This window comes from Desulfobotulus sapovorans DSM 2055 (assembly GCF_059569355.1).
This window is the reverse complement of record NZ_JCANVJ010000027.1, coordinates 35,860-53,689: the sequence shown is the minus strand read 5'-3', so window position 1 is coordinate 53,689 and position 17,830 is coordinate 35,860. Positions and strand designations below refer to the sequence as shown.

Annotated in this window: 13 protein-coding genes and 1 pseudogene; 7 read left to right on the top strand and 7 right to left on the bottom strand. The window is 43.1% G+C overall.

Translation table 11 applies throughout. The features are described 5' to 3' along the window. Positions 1-263 (bottom strand): annotated as a pseudogene (locus tag BR04_RS14720) (hypothetical protein); the annotation flags it as partial. 204 nt (positions 264-467) lie between these two features. Here BR04_RS14720 and BR04_RS14715 point away from each other — a divergent pair. Both BR04_RS14715 and lon read left to right on the top strand, forming a co-directional pair. Further along, on the top strand, positions 468-911 hold the full coding sequence (locus tag BR04_RS14715) for an Hsp20/alpha crystallin family protein (RefSeq protein ID WP_496356785.1): 444 nt from the start codon (positions 468-470) through the stop codon (positions 909-911). A gap of 56 nt (positions 912-967) precedes the next feature. Continuing rightward, complete coding sequence (gene lon / locus BR04_RS14710) at positions 968-3,388, top strand: endopeptidase La (protein WP_496356784.1); 2,421 nt, start codon at positions 968-970, stop codon at positions 3,386-3,388. Between the two features lie 58 nt (positions 3,389-3,446). On the opposite strand, the gene gyrB is transcribed toward lon, so the two are convergent. The 4 genes from gyrB to rdgC form a co-directional block, all read right to left on the bottom strand. After that, entirely contained in the window at positions 3,447-5,873 is a 2,427-nt protein-coding gene (gene gyrB / locus BR04_RS14705; protein WP_496356783.1) for a DNA topoisomerase (ATP-hydrolyzing) subunit B, read from the bottom strand. 21 nt (positions 5,874-5,894) lie between these two features. Beyond that, the gene (gene dnaN / locus BR04_RS14700) at positions 5,895-7,022 is read right to left on the bottom strand and encodes a DNA polymerase III subunit beta (protein ID WP_496356782.1); all 1,128 of its coding nucleotides are present in this window, start codon (positions 7,020-7,022) and stop codon (positions 5,895-5,897) included. 342 nt (positions 7,023-7,364) lie between these two features. Then, positions 7,365-7,916, bottom strand: a complete 552-nt coding sequence (locus BR04_RS14695; protein WP_496356781.1) for a hypothetical protein — start codon at positions 7,914-7,916, stop codon at positions 7,365-7,367. 3 nt (positions 7,917-7,919) lie between these two features. Then, on the bottom strand, positions 7,920-8,534 hold the full coding sequence (gene rdgC / locus BR04_RS14690; RefSeq protein WP_496356780.1) for a recombination-associated protein RdgC: 615 nt from the start codon (positions 8,532-8,534) through the stop codon (positions 7,920-7,922). Between the two features lie 143 nt (positions 8,535-8,677). Here rdgC and BR04_RS14685 point away from each other — a divergent pair, with 143 nt between their 5' ends. From BR04_RS14685 to BR04_RS14675, 3 genes are read left to right on the top strand one after another with little or no spacing between them, the layout of a single operon-like run. Beyond that, complete coding sequence (locus BR04_RS14685) at positions 8,678-9,142, top strand: hypothetical protein (RefSeq protein ID WP_496356779.1); 465 nt, start codon at positions 8,678-8,680, stop codon at positions 9,140-9,142. Position 9,143: 1 nt separating this feature from the next. Next, complete coding sequence (locus BR04_RS14680) at positions 9,144-12,476, top strand: UvrD-helicase domain-containing protein (protein ID WP_496356778.1); 3,333 nt, start codon at positions 9,144-9,146, stop codon at positions 12,474-12,476. Between the two features lie 48 nt (positions 12,477-12,524). After that, positions 12,525-13,094, top strand: coding sequence for a transglycosylase SLT domain-containing protein (locus BR04_RS14675; protein ID WP_496356777.1), 570 nt, complete (start codon positions 12,525-12,527; stop codon positions 13,092-13,094). A gap of 45 nt (positions 13,095-13,139) precedes the next feature. Here the strand turns inward: BR04_RS14675 and BR04_RS14670 are convergent, their stop codons facing one another. Continuing rightward, positions 13,140-14,201 carry a branched-chain amino acid aminotransferase gene (locus BR04_RS14670; protein WP_496356776.1) on the bottom strand — a complete coding sequence of 354 codons (1,062 nt, stop codon included), beginning with the start codon at positions 14,199-14,201 and terminating at the stop codon, positions 13,140-13,142. 371 nt (positions 14,202-14,572) lie between these two features. On the opposite strand from BR04_RS14670, the gene BR04_RS14665 reads away from it, so the two are divergent. Then, on the top strand, positions 14,573-15,382 hold the full coding sequence (locus BR04_RS14665; protein WP_496356775.1) for a YkgJ family cysteine cluster protein: 810 nt from the start codon (positions 14,573-14,575) through the stop codon (positions 15,380-15,382). 87 nt (positions 15,383-15,469) lie between these two features. Here the strand turns inward: BR04_RS14665 and dapA are convergent, their stop codons facing one another. Beyond that, a complete protein-coding gene (dapA, locus tag BR04_RS14660; protein ID WP_496356774.1) occupies positions 15,470-16,516 on the bottom strand; it encodes a 4-hydroxy-tetrahydrodipicolinate synthase in 1,047 nt (348 codons plus the stop codon). Between the two features lie 581 nt (positions 16,517-17,097). On the opposite strand from dapA, the gene BR04_RS14655 reads away from it, so the two are divergent. Then, a complete protein-coding gene (locus BR04_RS14655) occupies positions 17,098-17,733 on the top strand; it encodes a tetratricopeptide repeat protein (RefSeq protein ID WP_496356773.1) in 636 nt (211 codons plus the stop codon). The last annotated feature ends 97 nt before the right edge of the window (positions 17,734-17,830 follow it).

Sequence of the window (17,830 nt, the reverse complement as noted above, 5' to 3'; positions counted from 1 at the left end):
CCCGGGAGTTGCCGCCTGGAGACAGATCGTTTTTTCTTTCGCGATTTGGATGGGGTCTGTCCCGGTTTTCCGGATTGATTTCCTTCGAGGATCGACGGACGGAGCTTCGGCCTCGGGGGCTGCCCCTTCAGTCGGGCAATTTCATCTTTGAGCCGGGAGATTTCTTCCTGCTGATTGTAAATGATCTCGATCAAAAGCATGATCGTGGGGTTTTCGAGATCAGAGGCCGATAGTGATTTGATTATGGCGTCGTGTGTTAACATGCTTCTTGCTTTATCAGATCAGGCTGAGAATGTTTAGCTTCTTTTACCAATGCCCGGACTTTTGGAGTAGTTACCAAACCTTGTAAAAAAATCAAACATTCCTATATTTTTTTAAACTTCCTGGGTGATTTTTAAATAAAGAACCATTTTATCCATCCAGGAAGCTCCTTTCACACGGCTTCAGACTTCATGAAGGAGATTTCCATGAGCTATATTAAAATTCGTTTTGGATCGGAATTTGACCAATCTCACACCTGCGGCAAACCCATTTCCGAACTCTTTGGTGCCATCAATCCTATGTTTTCCATTGGTCAGAGAAGATGGAATCCCCCCATGGATATCTACGAAACCGAAGAAGAAATTATTATTCTTGCTGAAATTTCAGGTGTTGAAAAAGAAAATCTTGAAGTGGAAATCAACAACAAAGCCGTCCGTATTCACGGTATCCGAAACTGCAATATTCCTATAAAAAATGCAACTTATCGACTTGCAGAAATTTTTTACGGCTGTTTTGAGCGTATTCTTTTTTTACCAACACTTATTGATACAGAAAAAGTATCTGCTTCCTATACCAATGGTTTCCTTGAAATTCATCTCATTAAACAATCTCTGGGTCAGGTCTATAAGGTTGAAATAAAAACAGAATAATAATTCAATTATAATGAAAACCCTATTCATCATTTCAATATAGCTGGAGGTGAGCAATGAAAGAGCAGCAGCCATCCCTGGAGTTAAGCCAGGAAATATTACCTGAAAATCTGCCCATTCTACCTCTTCATGATGTTGTCCTTTTTCCAAAAATGGTATTACCCCTTGTGGTTCGTCAAGAACAGTCCATTCGTCTTATTGACGAAGTAATGGGGAAAAATCGTATCGTAGGTTTTATTGCTGTAAAAAAAAATAAGGAGAAAGGACAGCCCTTTACTACACCGGAAGAGCTGTATGATATGGGATGCGGGGCTATCATTCTGAAGATGGCCAAGGGAGAAGACAACCGTGCCCAGCTCCTGGTGCAGGGAATCAGCCGTTTTTCTGTGAACGACTACAGTGATCTGAGTCCCTATCTGATCGCCAATATTTCCCAGATTCAGGAGCCTGATGTAAAATCAAAGGAAATTGATGCGCTGACAAACAATCTGCTGGATCTTTACATTCAGGTTGTTGAACTCTCTCCCGGTCTTCCCCAGGAGATGGGGCAGATGGCAAAAAATATTGAAGAACCGGGTATCCTTGCAGATATGGTAACATCCACCATCAATACCTCCCATGAAGAAAAACAGAAAATTCTGGAAATTGTGGATTTGAAAAAACGACTGCGGGAGGTTACAAAACTTGTCAATTACCAACTGGAAATCCTCAAGATCGGTTCAAAAATCCAGAGCCAGGTCAAGGAGGATATGGGGCAGAAACAAAAAGAATTTTATTTACGTCAACAGCTTAAAGCCATCAGGGACGAGCTGGGAGAAACAGATGAAACCAGTGTAGAAGTAGACGATTACCGTGCCAAAATTGCAGAAAAAGATCTTCCGGACGAAGCCAGAAAAGAAGCTGATCGGGAACTGAAAAGGCTTTCCCGGATGCATCCATCTTCCGCTGAATACAATGTAGTCACTACCTATCTTGACTGGATGGTATCCCTTCCATGGAATAACTCCAGTAAGGATATCATTGATATTAAAAAAGCCCGTAAAATTCTCGATGATGATCACTATGGCCTGGAAAAAGCCAAAAAGAGAATTCTTGAATATCTTGCCGTCCGTAAGTTAAAACCCGACTCCAAAGGCCCCATTCTTTGCCTCTCCGGCCCTCCGGGCACGGGAAAAACCTCCCTGGGACGTTCCATTGCCAGAGCCCTTGGCCGTGAATTTGTTCGTATGGCCCTTGGAGGTGTTCGGGATGAGGCGGAAATACGGGGACACAGACGCACCTATGTAGGTGCTCTTCCGGGAAGAATCGTACAGGCTCTGCGAAGATGTGGTACGGACAACCCCGTCTTTATCCTGGATGAAGTTGACAAGCTTGGAAATGACTTCCGTGGTGATCCTTCCTCAGCACTTCTGGAGGTTCTGGATCCAGAGCAGAATAACAACTTTGTGGATCATTATCTGGATGTCCCCTTCGATCTTTCCAAGATCATGTTTATAACTACAGCAAATGTCCTTCATACCATCCCACCTGCCTTAAGGGATCGTATGGAGGTAATTGAACTCTCTGGCTATACCCTTGATGAAAAAGTAAAAATAGCCAACCGCTATATTATTCCAAGACAGCGGAAAGCTCATGGTATAAGTGCCAATCAAATCGCCTTTACCAATGGATCCGTACGCCACATTATTGAAGATTATACACGGGAAGCCGGACTGAGAAATCTGGAAAGGGAGATTGCCTCCCTGTGCAGAGGGGTTGCCAGTCGCATTGCAGAAGGCCTCGATGAGTATGTAGCCATCAATGTGATGAATATTCCCAAATACCTGGGGCCGAAAAAAATCCATACGGAAGTTAACACCCAGATCAAAGTTCCTGGCGTTGCCGTCGGTCTGGCATGGACACCCTCCGGTGGGGATGTGCTGGTTGTGGAAACCAAGGCAATGAAAGGCAAAGGCCGATTGACCCTTACAGGACAGCTCGGGGATGTGATGAAAGAGTCTGTATCCGCGGCCATGAGTTTTATCCGCTCAGATTCTCCCTCACTAAAAATATCGGAAGATTTTTTTGAAAAACATGATTTGCATATTCATGTCCCCGCAGGCGCTATTCCAAAGGATGGCCCGTCAGCAGGAGTCACCATGCTGACGGCCATTACCTCTCTTGCAACGCAAAGAAAGGTGGTGGAAAACCTGGCCATGACCGGGGAAATTACTTTAAGGGGAGAAGTACTTCCTGTGGGAGGCATCAAGGAAAAGGTTCTGGCTGCGCACAGGGCTGGAATCAAGACCCTTGTCTTGCCAAAGTGGAATGAAAAAGATATAGAAGAAATTCCTAAAAAAGTAAAAAAAGAAATTCAGTTTTACTTTGTCAGCAAAATGCTGGATGTTCTGGAAATTGCCCTGGAACCTGCAAATAAACCTGCTCGGCGCACGCCTCGTAAAAAAGAAGAGGGTGAAACTCTGAATCTATCAGAATAAAATAAGCCCCATACCTCTTGTGGAGATATGGGGCTGAGCTTTAACAGAACATAGGGAGCTACATATCAATCATCGTGACTTCAAGGGCATTGTTCTGAATAAATTCACGTCTGGGTTCAACTTCATCGCCCATCAGAAGAGTAAAAATTTCATCGGCCAGGAGGGCGTCTTCTATTTTAACCTGGAGAAGACGTCTTTTTTCAGGATCCATGGTGGTCTCCCACAACTGATCCGGGTTCATTTCTCCAAGACCTTTATATCTTTGAATATTGATACCTTTTTTGGATTCTTCACTTATTTTTTTATAAAAAGATTTCAGATTATCCGCAAATTCCACAGAAGCGGATTCCTTGGCCTTTATCCTGAACGGAGGTCTGTTAAACGGCTGTAGTTGCTTGTTTAATTCTGCACATCCCTGGTATTCTTGGGAAAAAATAAAGCTTCTTCCTATACGGACAGGTTTTTTCTCCCGAACCGTCGCATAATCTTCTTCAAGGGAGACCTTTCTTTCCGGAGGCGTTACCACAAGTTCAAAAATATCCCTTTCCTCATTCCATGCAAACTGTTCTATTTCATAGCATGAGGCAAGAAGACGATCCCGGATTCTTGTCATGATCTCTTCATTTTTCAGATCATCTTTTTCCTTTATATTTTCTTCCAGAAGAATATCCACAAGCTCAGACTCATAACCACGTCTCCAGAGTCTTTCCTTATTTTTCATAAAAATATCAAGGTTTTTAAGAAATGAATACAAGAGATCTGCATCCATGGCTTCTTCCTCTTCGTGAAGAAAAACATGCTTCAATTCACAGATTCGTTTCAAAAGATAACGGCTGTATTCATTTTCATCTTTCAGATAAATCCCCCCCTTCCCCTTGCCAATGCGGTACAGGGGCGGTTGGGCAATATAAAGATATCCATTGGCAATAATTTCAGGTGTCTGTCTGTAAAAAAATGTAAGAAGGAGGGTTCGGATATGGGAACCATCCACATCAGCATCTGTCATAATGACAATTTTATGGTATCGGATTTTTTCAATATCAAACTCTTCCCTTCCAATACCCGCACCCAGTACCGTAATAATATTTTTGACTTCTTCACTTTTTAAAATTTTATCAAAACGGGCTTTTTCAACATTTAAAATTTTCCCCTTCAAGGGAAGAATGGCCTGAAACCGTCTGTCACGAGCCTGTTTGGCAGATCCTCCTGCAGAATCCCCTTCCACAAGAAAAAGTTCCCTCTCCTTTGGATCCGAATACTGACATTCCGCCAGTTTTCCGGGAAGGGTGGCATCAGCCATTCCCCCCTTACTCCGTGCAAGATCCCTTGCCCGTCTCGCCGCTTCTCTGGCTCTTGCCGCTTCTACGGCCTTGACAATAACTTTTCGTGCAATGGCAGGATTTTCTTCAAAAAACAGGGTCAGTTTTTCATTGACAAGGGATTCCACAAGTCCTTTCACTTCTGAATTCCCAAGCTTGGTTTTGGTCTGTCCTTCAAACTGAGGATTTTTAATACGAATGCTGACAATGGCCGTAAGACCTTCTCGTACATCCTCTCCGGAAATTTTAGTCTGCATGTTTTTCGGAACATGTTCTCCAGAGGCATAGGCGTTCAAGGTACGTGTCAAAGCCCCTTTAAAACCACTTAAATGAAAACCACCCTCTATTGTATTGATATTATTAGCAAAAGAATAAAGTTTTTCATTATAGGAATCATTATATTGAATGGCAACCTCAATCTGTACTTCATTACGGGATCCCTCAATGACAATGGGTTCATGCAGTACAATATGCTGCCTGTTCAAATATTCTACAAAGGACCGGATCCCCCCTTCATAGTAAAATTCATCTCTTTCATCGGATCTTTCATCCTCGATGACAATACGGATTCCTCTGTTCAGAAAAGCCAGTTCACGCATGCGACGGCTCAGGGTCTCATATACAAAACAGTCCGTATTCATTACCGAGGTATCCGGCTTGAAATGAACCTGGGTTCCCGTCTGATCTGTTTCCCCGATAATTGCCAGTTCAGAGGTTTTCTTTCCTTTTGAAAAGGTTTGCTGAAACACAGAACCCTTTTGCCAGATGGTCAGTTCCAGGACATCTGAAAGTGCATTAACAACGGATATCCCGACACCATGAAGTCCTCCTGAAACCTTATAAGTATCATTATCAAATTTTCCACCGGCATGGAGCTTGGTCAAAACCACTTCAGCAGCGGGCACGCCTTCTTTTTCATGAATTTCCGTAGGGATTCCCCGCCCGTTATCCTTAACGGTCACACTGTTATCCGTGTGTATGGTGATCTGTATACGATCACAGTATCCCGCCATCGCCTCATCGATGGAATTATCCACAACCTCATAGACAAGATGATGAAGGCCTTCTATTTCAATATTGCCAATGTACATAGAGGGACGTTTACGGACGGCTTCCAGACCCTCAAGAATTTTTATATTTTTGGCTGTATAGGTATTTTCTGTCATGATAAATTTTTATTCTTTTTTTTAAATTCTTATGGGCATGATCACAGAAATGAAGTGATTTTCGGTAGCTCCCTTGATGACACAGGCACTTTCATGATCCCGTAGATAGATATGGGCCATCTCGTCTTCTATCGAAGCCAGGGCATCCATAAAAAATTTGGGGTTGAAGGCAACTTCAAAAGGTGCTCTGTCAAAGAGAATCTCCAGTTCTTCATGGGATTCCCCCAGGTCAGGATTGGATGTCATCAAAAGAAGTTTATTTTGTTCAAAGGAAAAAATAATGGCCTTGTAGTCATCATCGGAAAGAATGGACATTCTTTTAAGACTCATGAGAAAAGCCTGCCTGTTAAAGAGGATAATATGATCAGGGTTAAATTTCATAATATCCTGATAGCCTGGAAATCCTCCTTCCAGTAAGGTGATGGAAAAAATTTCGCTATCTTTAACCACCACAAAGCGATTGTGATGCGTACCGATTTTTACAGGTGTCACCGTATCTAAAAATTTTAAAAGTTCAGATAAAGCTTTTTTGGGAATCAGAAGGGATTTTTCATCACCACTGAAAGGAAAAAGCTGATCTGATGGCATATCATATTTAATCATTCGTCTGGAATCTGTAGAGACCCCTCTGAGCAGGCAATTTCCGTTATCATCCTTGAAAGATTCTAATAAAACAGCTTGATTATAAATTCTTTTTTCATCAACCAGGGCGGGAATGGAAAGATTTTTTTCAATTAATTTTTTGAAAAGAAAACTGTCCACAGGGATAAATGTATCATGGGTATCTTTACCTATTTCAGGAAAATCATCGGGATTCATTCCGACAATATGAAAAAGTAGCTTTCCTTCTCCAATTTCTATCCATCGGTTTTCAACTTCATGAATCAATATTTTTTCAGAGGGATAGTTTTTGATAATTTCAAAAAATTTTTTAGCGTTGATGCAAACACTGCCCTCGGTATCGATGTCTGCTGGATACAATCCGCTAAAATCCGTTTCAAGATCTGTTGCTTCAATACGGATAGAATCATTGGAATATGTCGTGAGGCGTACTGTAGACGTAATAAAAAGGTTGGTTTTTCTATTTGTCAGCCCCTGTATCTTTCCCAGGACTTCCTGTATTTCTTTTTTTATAAGCCAGCATTTCATTGTTTTCCCCACTGTTTTTTCTTTTTATGGATTTTTCAGGAAAAGCTTTTCTTTTTAGCAGTTTTTCCTTTTTTTTTCAATTTTTGTTTTTGTTCCGATGGTTTAGTGTTTTATTTTTTCTTTTATGGTTTTATCTTTCTTTAAAAATTAAAATCATAATAAGGGACGTATATTTTTGTTGGTAACTTATGTAAGTGTTTTTTTTTATTTGGTTTTAGGCTGTTTGTAAAAAGAGATTTGTTTGTTCATAGTAAGAGGGTTATCTTTTTTCCTTTGGGGATGTTCATAAGAAAGTTTTTGTAAATGGTTTTCGTATGATTTTTGATATTTTGATGTTCATAATCAAACATTATTTTTTGGGGCTAAGGATTCCTTTTTTACCCAGGATCGTATTTGTAAAAGAGTCTCAGACCATTTTTCAGATATACGTAATTTTATGAAATAAAAAAACAGGGCATCTTTCATTTCAAAGGCTTTTTGTATTAAAAATACCTTTTCAATGATGGCACCTTCCAGTTCCTCTTTTTCTGTTACATTGGCCGTTTCTGGTGTTTTTAATCCTGAAAATCCAAGATGTTCACCCTTAAGTGTAAATGTCCATTCATGGTCTCCGGAAATCAGGATCATATGAAGTTCTGTAACCTGGGCTCCTTTTTGCAGAGCCAGCATGGCTTCTTCAAGACCTGCTGCATCTCCCTTGATGGTTAGGGTTTCAATTCGGTCATCTCCATAACGGTTTTGGAGTACTACACGGTTTCCAAGACGGAGATCTCCTATTTCCGGGTGAATCACAGGAAACAGTTCATCCCTGTTTTCGGATATGAACCACAGCCACGTTAAAAATTCATGGCCGATAAAAATATAACGATTGTAGGCAACGGCGATATCCAGCATGATTTACTCCGAAAATCGAACAGGGCTTAGGGTTGTGAAGCGGTCTTTTTCCGCATCGCTCAGAATCTGATTCTGCATGGCAGCGGTATAGGGAAAAATCCGGATGAGGTGGAGACCAAAACTTTTGGAAAAAAGAGTTTCGATTTCTTCATTGGCAGCTTTCTGCGAGGAGAAAACATAGAGTTCATTTTTTTCCATATCCCAGAGAATATCATAAATATTGGGAGTTGCCGGGATGCGGAGCAAAAGTGAGGCTTCAATATCTTCTTTCAAGGCTTTTTTTTCATTTTTGGATAAAAATTCTTTTCCTGTTTCCTGAAGACGTTTTTGGGTTTCTATAATAATTTGTTTTTTCAATATTTTAGATGGTACTGTTTTTTTATCAATACGCAGACAGAAGAGAATAAAATTGCCAAATATGATTGTTTTTTCTGAGAAATCGGATAAATAGTGAGATTCAAAGGGAGTCCAGCCACTGGTGAAAAAGGCGGCAGGATCTTCTATTTCCGGAAAACGGTTTTGTTGTAATTTTTCCCGAATGTATTCAAGGGAAAGGGCAGTATTGTTTCCGTTAACATGGTAGCGGGTAAGGGTATTGGATCTGGAGAGCAGGGCCATGGGACTCCAATTTAGCGGAATAGGGGTTGAATCAAAAAAAAATTCCAGTGTCTCTATCTACCGGGGAAAATCTGCTCAAAATCTATGGATTTCATTAACACGGATCCATCTAAAAAGCGATGTCTTGATAATAAGGATAAAACATGAACATTTTACAGAATCTTGAGCCTGGCAGAGGTTTTGGGAATCTTGTTTTTGGTATGAATGAAACCATGGTGATGGAAAAAATGGGTATCCCTGATTTTCAAGAGGTTTTTGAAGATGCGGCCTTTGGATCCACCAAGGTTTTCTATTATTTTGATCAAGGGGTTTCCCTGTATTTTGATGAGGAGGATGAGTTTCGTCTGGGCTGCCTTGAGGTGGATTCCATGGAATTTTTCCTCTGGAACCAGAAAATTGCCCGTATATCCAAAAAAAAGCTGAAACAGATTTTGGGAGAAAAGGGCATCCTGGATATTGAAGAAGAAAGTGACGAAGATCAGGACGCCTTTATAATTGATAGTTTATCCGCAAGTTTTTATTTTGAATTTGATACCCTGATTTCCGTACAGCTGGGCGTTTTTACGGATGATATGGAAAGGCCTGTCTGGCCAGACAGGAACATTTGATATGCGTTTTATTGCAGATCTGCATATTCATTCCAGATTTTCTATGGCAACGGCCTCCAATCTGGATCTGGAAAATTTGTATCTGTCGGCCCAGGATAAGGGGATTACCCTTATCGCGACAGGAGACTGTACCCATCCGGGCTGGTATGCGGAGCTGGAAAGTAAGCTTGTTCCTGCTGAACCTGGATTTTACGCCCTGCATCCGGAGATACGGTCCCGTCTGGATTCTCAGGTGCCCTCCTCCTGTAGAGGAGAGGTACGCTTTATTCTTTCTTCTGAAATCAGCTGTATTTATAAAAAAGACGGGAGAGTGCGTAAAAATCACAATCTGGTTTATTTCCCGGATCTTTTTGCTGTGAAAAAGTTCAATGAACGCTTGGGGCGTCTGGGAAATATCGTTTCCGACGGCAGGCCGATTTTAGGCCTGGATGCCCGTAATCTTCTGGAACTGGTTCTTGACACCCATGAACAGGGGTTTTTGATTCCTGCCCATATCTGGACCCCCTGGTTTTCTCTTCTGGGTTCCAAGTCCGGTTTTAATCATATTCATGAATGTTTTGAGGATCTGACGGATCATATTTTTGCCGTTGAAACAGGATTGTCGTCGGATCCTGCCATGAACTGGCGGGTTTCTTTTCTGGACAACCTGGCTCTTGTATCCAACTCTGATGCCCACTCACCGGGGAATCTTGGGAGGGAGGCCAATCTTTTTAATACGGATTTTCATTACATGGGCCTGTATGAAGCCCTGAAGAAAAAAAATCCGGAACATTTTCTGGGAACCTATGAGTTTTACCCTGAAGAGGGGAAGTATCACCTGGACGGGCACAGAAAATGTGGTGTTTCCTTTAGCCCGGAAGAATCCCTGCATCTGAATGGACTCTGTCCTGTCTGTAAAAAACCCCTGACTCTGGGAGTTTTGTACAGGGTCTGTGAACTGGCAGATAAGGAGACAGGAGAGATCTCAACAGAGGGTCTTTCAGATACAGAAAACCGCATACCCTTTCATAGTCTCGTTCCTCTGAAGGAAATTTTATCTGAAATTTTGGGAACGGGCGTTAAGACTAAAAAAGTATCCGGTGTTTATGAACAGCTTTTAAACAGACTCGGGCCGGAATTGTTTATTTTGCAGGATGCGGAAAGGGATACCCTGAAAGCCTCGGGAATTCCTCTTCTGGATGAGGCCATCTTCCGCGTACGGGAAAATCGGATTCATCTTGAGGGGGGCTATGATGGGGATTACGGGAAGGTTTTTATTTTTTCCGAGGATGAAAAAAGGGCCTTGTTTCCCCAGAAAAGTCTTTTTACGCTTAAGTCCGCTACACCTGAAATGGATACCCAAAAACATGTTTCACCTGTGACGGTGAAGTCCATGTCCGTTATCCGCATGATCCCATCGGAAAAAAAGTCCCTTCTGAAACCTGTGGATAAAAACTCTGAGTCTGCTCTTTTTTTGGGGTTAAATCCGGAGCAGTGGGCTGCGGTATCGTATATGGAGGGCCCTTCACTGATTGTGGCAGGCCCTGGTACGGGAAAAACCAGGACTCTGACGGCAAAAATGGCATGGATGTTGAAAGAAAAAAAGATCCGTAAAGAGGGGATACTGGCCATTACGTTTACACGTAAAGCCGCAGAAGAAATGGGAAACAGACTTTCGGTTTTTTGTGGGGAAAATATACCTGAAAAAATTTTCACTTTTCATGGACTGGGATACAGGATTCTCTGTGAAGCGGGAAGACCTCCCGTCATTCCGGATGCTCCGTTACAGAAAATTATTCTCAGGACAGCCCTGACGCGAAGTCAGTCCAGTCTTTCCATCCGAACAGCACAGGAAGTGATTTCCCGGACAAAACGATCTCTGGCATCCGGAGCATCCCTTCCCCAGGAGATCGCCAGATTGCTGGAACATTATGAAGAGGCCCTTTGTCATGCCGGATGTATGGATTTTGATGATCTGGTGATCCGGAGTATCCAGTGTTTTCAGGAAAATCCAGATTTTCATCGTACATTTAAAGAACAAATAGAGGCTGTTTTTATTGACGAGTACCAGGATCTGGATGCTGCCCAATACCATTTGTTACGGCTTTTGACAGAAGATACCCATCTGATTACCGCCATTGGGGATCCCTATCAGTCCATTTATGGTTTCAGAGGAGGGAGTCCTGTCTTTTTTGAAACCTTTACCCGGGACTGGCCCGAAACCAGAACTTTTTGTCTGACCCGCAACTACCGTTCAACGGAAAATATTTTGCAAGCTGCATGGGAGCTTTTGTTAAGGGATAAAAAAAGTAAAGCAGATCCTGCATTCAGGGTCTTTTCCCAGATTCCAGGTCAGGCCATTGTATTGAAAACCTGTGTCAGTGAAAAAGAGGAAGCAGAATGGATTGCAGATTGCATACAAAAAAAAGTGGGGGGTACAGGCCATCACGCCATTTACGCGGGAAAGGATGAGGATGACGGGCCACGCTGGGGGTTTTCCGATATAGGGGTTCTGATAAGAACCCGACGGCAGGCTCGGATTCTGGAGCAGGTCTTTTTGAAAAAAGGAATTCCTTTTCACTCTGCTTCAGAAAAATCTTTACAGGAGAATCCGCAGGCGGAAGCACTGATGGCAGGATTTCGCATCTGTTGTGGTCTGGCAAGGGTTTCGGATCTTCTTTTTTATCCCTTTGGTCGAGAATTTGATGAGAATTTTGTCAGAAAATTATGGGATGAAAATCCCTGGCTTTCCTTTCATGTAGAAAAGTATGAGGCGTTACAGTTTATTCGGGAGATACAACAGAAAATCGGTAAAATACTTGCCCAGTCAGGAGATGCTCGGGACTGCCTTAAGGCCATGCTCGCTTTCTGGAATCCCTTTGAAGGAGAAAAGCCTGCGGTAGGTGTTCCAGAAAATTTAATTGAAGATCTGTTTTTACCTCTGGCCCAGGGAAAATCTCCGGAAGATTTCATACTGAGTCTTCAAATGGATCGTTCTGCGGATTTTTTAGATTTTAAGGCGGAAAAGGTTCGTATTCTGACCCTTCATGCCTCTAAGGGGCTGGAGTTTCCTGTTCTTTTTATGGCAGGATGTGAGGATGGTTTTTTACCTTACAGAGGAAGGACGAATTTTCAGAGTGGTGAAGAAGCTGAGGAAAGGCGGCTTTTTTATGTAGGACTGACCCGTGCAGGTTCTCAGCTTTTTTTAAGCTGGGCTCAAAAAAGAAGTCTTTTTGGTATGTACGAAGTTCGCTCCCTTTCTCCTTTTGTGGAAGAATTAAGGATCATGCTGGAAGCATCTGTTGGAAAAATCCCCAAAAAAAGTAAAAAAGAGGGGCAGATGTGTCTTTTTTAATTGATTTCAGATTTTTTTTGTTTTGTGCTGGAAAAGGAGGGCAGAAAAATGATTTCAAGAAAGGTCTTTTTTTTCTTTCTGCTTCTTCTCCTGCCTCTTTCATCCTTTGCAGACATTTATATGTATGTGGATGAAAAGGGGATTGTACGTTTTACGGATACGCCGACATCATCACAGTACAGGTTGTTTTTTAAGGAAAAAAGAGACAAAAAAAGGCTTTCTTTGGGAAGCGGCTCTTCTTATGACCAGACCATCCGTATAGCAGCGGATTATCATGGTCTGGATCCCCTTTTGGTAAAGGCCGTAATACGTGTAGAATCCGCCTTTAATCCCAAGGCTGTATCTTCAAAAGGGGCCAAGGGACTCATGCAGCTTATGCCGGACACCCTCCAGGATCTCGGTGTGACAGATCCCTTTCATCCAAGGGAAAACATCATGGCCGGAACCCGGTATTTACGCATGATGCTGGATCGTTTTGACGGAGAAGTCCGCCTTGCCCTTGCGGCATACAATGCCGGCCCTTCCACAGTCCGGCGTTACGGAGACGTGCCGCCTTTTCCGGAAACGCAGAATTATATCCGCAGGGTTTTTGCTTATTGGGAAGAGTATAAGATGTAGTTTTCCACCCGGAGAGCGATGGATCTCTCCGGGTGGAAGAAAGAATCAGATTTTTTCTGTCCAGTGGAAAATATCTTCTTTTTCCCCATACTGGATTCCGGTGATTTCATCAAAGAGCATTGAAGATACAGGGCCTGCTTTGCCACCATTCAAGGTCAGGATGGTTTCTCCATAGCGTATGGTACCTACGGGAGAAATCACTGCGGCTGTTCCGGAACCAAAAGCTTCACTGAGAAGGCCTTTTTCATGGGCTTCACAGACCTCCTCCATGGAGATTCTTTTTTCAGATACACTGAGGCCCTTGTGTCTTGCCATCTGAATGACCGTATCCCGGGTGACGCCGGAAAGAATGCTGCCATTAAGTGCGGGAGTGACAATGGTATTGTTGATGACAAAGAAAATGTTCATGGAACCGACTTCTTCCACATAACGATGCTCTTTACCATCCAGCCAGAGTACCTGAGTGTAGCCTTCCTTCTGGGCCTGTTCCGAGGCATAAAGACTGGCAGCATAATTACCTGCTGTTTTGGCTTCTCCGACACCTCCCGGAACAGCACGGACATAGTCCCGGGTTACCCATATCTTTACAGGATTGAAACCTTCAGGATAATAGGCACCCACAGGGCAGAGAATAACAAAGAAGCGGTAGCTTCGGGATGCCCGGATTCCCAGAAAAGGATCCGTTGCAATGATGGTTGGCCGGATGTAAAGAGAAGTACCCCGTGTGGAGGGAACCCAGTCCTTTTCGATGCGGATGAATTCCTTTAAACTTTCCATGGCAAGGTTTTCGTCGATTTCAGGAATACACATACGTCTGGCAGATCGGTTCAGGCGTTTGAAATTGTCCCTTGCTCTGAAAAGCTGGATGCTTTGATCCTTGCAGTGATAGGCTTTAAGACCTTCAAAAATAGCCTGACCATAATGCAGTACGGTTGTGGAAGGGGGGAGTGAAAAATTACCGTAAGGAACTATACGGGTATCCTTCCATCCTGTGTCAGGGGTGTAATCCATGAGAAGCATGTGATCCGTAAACTGGGTACCAAAACTTAAATTTTTATCTTCCGGTTTTTTTTTGGGGGTCTCAGTAAGGGTACAGGGGATATTCATGATGTTTTCTCCAGGTAAGCACAGCTTTTGAAAGCGTTTCAAGAAGGATGAGAGTTACAGTATCATCGGAGGGGCTGCTCCGACAACCGCAGACCATGGGGTTGCCAGGGAATGGAACACGCGGTTGGTATTTTTTGAATCGATACAAAATTTTTTCCAGAAGAGGGCATTAATGGAATTGTTTTACCATCATGTATGAATGGTTTTTGACCACATTTTCTATATACGTATTTTTTCAGTCTGGAATCAAGATACAGTCTGAAAAAGTTTTTTTCTTATAGGGTCTTGTGATCAGCGTCTGCTGGCGTTGGTTTTAAATAGCAATAAAATCCAGTATCATGTTCAGGTACCCATACCAAGGAGTGTTGTTTATGGATCAGGAGTTTCGCAATCAGGCCGTTCCTGTACAGCTTACACGGGAAAGCCGTTTTTGTTTTCGTTGTCATCCGGGTGTTTCCTGTTTTACGGATTGCTGCCGTAAGATCAATATCATGCTGACTCCCTATGATATTCTCCGTATGAAAAATCGGCTGGGTATTTCATCGGATGAATTTCTTGCCATCTATACGGAACCCCAGATACTGGAAAAGACAGGACTTCCTGTTCCAGTCATGCGGCTTCTTGATGATGAAAAACAGTCCTGTCCTTTTGTCCGGGATGGGGAGGGGTGCCTTATCTACGCGGATAGGCCCAGTGCCTGTCGGTATTATCCCATTGGGATGGCTACCCGTAGCCATGTGGAAGAAACGGGGGATGATTTTTTCTTTATGATCAATGAAGATCGCTGCAAGGGGCATCAGGAAGATCAGGAATGGACAGTTGCGGATTGGCGTATGGATCAGGGGGTGGATCTCCAGGATCATATCAATGAAGGCTGGACGGATCTTGTTGTCAGGAAAAAAAGTTTTGGAATGACCATGGACATGACCGAAAAGAGTCGGAAACTCTTTTTTACGGTGTGTTACAATATTGATGGATTCAAGCGTTTTGTTTTTGATTCAGATTTTTTGAAAATGCATATGATTGATCCGGGTCTTGTGGAGCAGATCCGCAAAGATGAAGTTGCGCTCCTTCAGTTTGGTTTTGACTGGTTGCGAGCCATTTTGTTTAAACTGGATCCGGAAGAGCGCTTCAAGCCCAGGGAAGATGCTGCGGGTATACGGAAAAAAGATACGATGTAGTGTTTTTGGTTTTCAGAAGAGGTTGGGTATAAAAAAGGTTCCCGGTATCGGGAACCTTTTTTATGAGACAGCGGTTTTGGCTATGATTTAAAAGAGATCATAGGCTCCAGTATAGAAAAGACCTTCCCAGCAGGCAGAATCCTTCAGTCTTGCATCAATATCGATATCAAAAAAATCTCCTATCGCCCCAAAAACTTTGGGATTCTTTTCGTGGACTTCCCTTGCTGTGGTCAGCACAAAGTCAAAGCCCTTAGGACTCATTTTTCCAAGCGGTCGGCGGCATGGCCCGGAGGGCATTCCCAAAAGCTGCATCAGGGTTTTCAGGGCGAGGGGGTTACGGGCGCGGCAGGGAACGGAACCATAGGGGGTTTCTTCCTGTGTTGTAACCGTGACCAAACGGAAAAGGGGTTCAATATCCAGAAGAATTTTTCTGGCGTCTTCTTTTTTGCTTTCGCTTAGACAAAGGGTCATTTCAGTGACAAAGGCGGGGGCAATATTGGATGCTACGGAAATAATTCCAGATGCGCCAATGGCAGGATCCTCCATCATGGGGAGGGTCATGGCATCGTCTCCGGAAAAAATCATGAAGTCTTTTCCGCAGCATTCCCGTGTACGCCGCATATTTTCAAGATTACCTGTGGCTTCTTTTACACAGCGGATATTTTTGTATTTTTTATGCAGAATAGCCAGATCTTCGGGAAACATCTGGGCACCTGTCCGTCCCGGAATAATATAAGGAATGATATCCATGTCAGGGAGGGCTTCGGCCACAGGAGCAATATATTCCCTCCGGATTTCCAGGGAACTGGGACCGTTGTAATACGGATCCACAAGGAGCAGGGCATCCACACCGCAGTTTGCCGCATGACGGGAAGCGTTCAGGGATTCTGTGGTATTGTTGCTGCCTGCACCCGCGATGCAAAGGGCTTTTCCTTTGCATTTTGCGGCAACCATTTCGATAACATGGTTATGCTCTTCCCAGTTGAGGGTCGGGCTTTCTCCTGTGGTACCCACGGCAAGAATACCGGTTACTCCGGAATGTATCTGAAAATCCACAAGACTCTCAAGTCCTTCATAATCCACGGTATTATCGAGCATGGGGGTGATCAGCGCGGTGTAGCATCCTGTGCGCATGTAAAACTCCTTTTCATCGCAGTACGCCAAAATAGATCACTGGCATGAATTTATTTTATATTTGTCTGTAGTTTCAGTTTTTTATTCTTGGATAAAGGGTCGGATACCTGAGCCTGTCCGCCTATCATATCTTTTGCTTTTTTACAAGTTGTAACCCGTTGGGAGTACAATAATGATAAATTTTCTTGACTTTGGCTAACAGGCCATACTAACGAAATTTTTACAGATATTCTGGTGTGATAGGCACTGTCAGTGGATACCGGAAACAGCTGTCATTGCCCTTTGGTTTTATTCGTGTTTATATGGGCCACAGTTTCAGTGGTGGTTGAATTCTTTTTGCTTCTCATTATTCGGTTTTACAGAGTTGTAAAGAAAATTTTTTCCAAGAGACATTGTTGGAATTTGATTTTTCAGCGTTGAAGGCTTGGGCATAGGAATGGACAAGGAATATGAAATTAAACGGATGTAGGCCCATCGTTTAAGATCCAGGCCATCTGTCAGGTGAAAAAGATTTTCTGTCCGACTGTAAAAATGAGGCTGCGGTACAATTCTTTAACAAAATAAAAACTAAGGGTGACCTAATGGAGATGACAAAGGCACAGACTGCCGATGAATATATTGCCAGGCAAAGAATGGCTCTGGCTTCCAATGCAGAGTGTGGTGCAACCCATTATAATCTTGCTGTAGCCCTGATGGGCCAGAAAAAATATGAGGAAGCGGAATCCCATCTGCATGAAGCCATCTCATGCAGCCCGAACCTGGCGGAAGCTTTTGTGCAGCTTGGTGGAATCTGTCTGCAACGCGGTGATGTGGAAGGCTGCCTGCATTATAACAAGCGTTCTATAAAAGCCCGTGCCGGTTTTGCTCCAGGATATGCCAATATCGGTTTCCTTGAACTTCAAAACGGGAATGTGGACGAATCCATTAAAAATCTTCAAAAGGCTATCGTTTTTAATTCAAGGCATATACAGGCTTACACCACACTGGCGACTGCGTTTCTGATGAAGGGGCTTGTGGACGAATCCATTGAAACCTGCCTGAAGGCCATTGAAGTGCAACCGGATTTTCCTATCAGTTACAATAATCTTGCTGTGGCGTATCTTGAAAAGCAAGAATACGCAAAAGCCCTTGAAAATGCGGAGAAGGCGGAATCTTTTGGTTATCCTGTAGCTGAAGGACTCAAAAAAGAACTGGAAATCCACTGTAAAAGAACCTGATTTTTACAATGGTATCAGTTCTATGAAATAGGAGAGGGGGCGGAGATCAATCTGCCCCTGTTTTTTTGGGAAAAGAGTTTCCCGCAATGCTCCATTC

Coding starts and splice junctions, on each gene's coding strand:
- BR04_RS14715 (WP_496356785.1), top strand. CDS start 468: ATGAGCTATATTAAAATTCGTTTTGGATCGGAATTTGACCAATCTCAC.
- dapA (WP_496356774.1), bottom strand. CDS start 16,516: ATGCGCACAGGATGCTACACCGCGCTGATCACCCCCATGCTCGATAAT.
- BR04_RS14695 (WP_496356781.1), bottom strand. CDS start 7,916: ATGCTGGATATCGCCGTTGCCTACAATCGTTATATTTTTATCGGCCAT.
- BR04_RS14670 (WP_496356776.1), bottom strand. CDS start 14,201: ATGAATATCCCCTGTACCCTTACTGAGACCCCCAAAAAAAAACCGGAA.
- BR04_RS14655 (WP_496356773.1), top strand. CDS start 17,098: ATGGAGATGACAAAGGCACAGACTGCCGATGAATATATTGCCAGGCAA.
- rdgC (WP_496356780.1), bottom strand. CDS start 8,534: ATGGCCCTGCTCTCCAGATCCAATACCCTTACCCGCTACCATGTTAAC.
- BR04_RS14680 (WP_496356778.1), top strand. CDS start 9,144: ATGCGTTTTATTGCAGATCTGCATATTCATTCCAGATTTTCTATGGCA.
- gyrB (WP_496356783.1), bottom strand. CDS start 5,873: ATGACAGAAAATACCTATACAGCCAAAAATATAAAAATTCTTGAGGGT.
- dnaN (WP_496356782.1), bottom strand. CDS start 7,022: ATGAAATGCTGGCTTATAAAAAAAGAAATACAGGAAGTCCTGGGAAAG.
- BR04_RS14665 (WP_496356775.1), top strand. CDS start 14,573: ATGGATCAGGAGTTTCGCAATCAGGCCGTTCCTGTACAGCTTACACGG.
- BR04_RS14675 (WP_496356777.1), top strand. CDS start 12,525: ATGATTTCAAGAAAGGTCTTTTTTTTCTTTCTGCTTCTTCTCCTGCCT.
- BR04_RS14685 (WP_496356779.1), top strand. CDS start 8,678: ATGAACATTTTACAGAATCTTGAGCCTGGCAGAGGTTTTGGGAATCTT.
- lon (WP_496356784.1), top strand. CDS start 968: ATGAAAGAGCAGCAGCCATCCCTGGAGTTAAGCCAGGAAATATTACCT.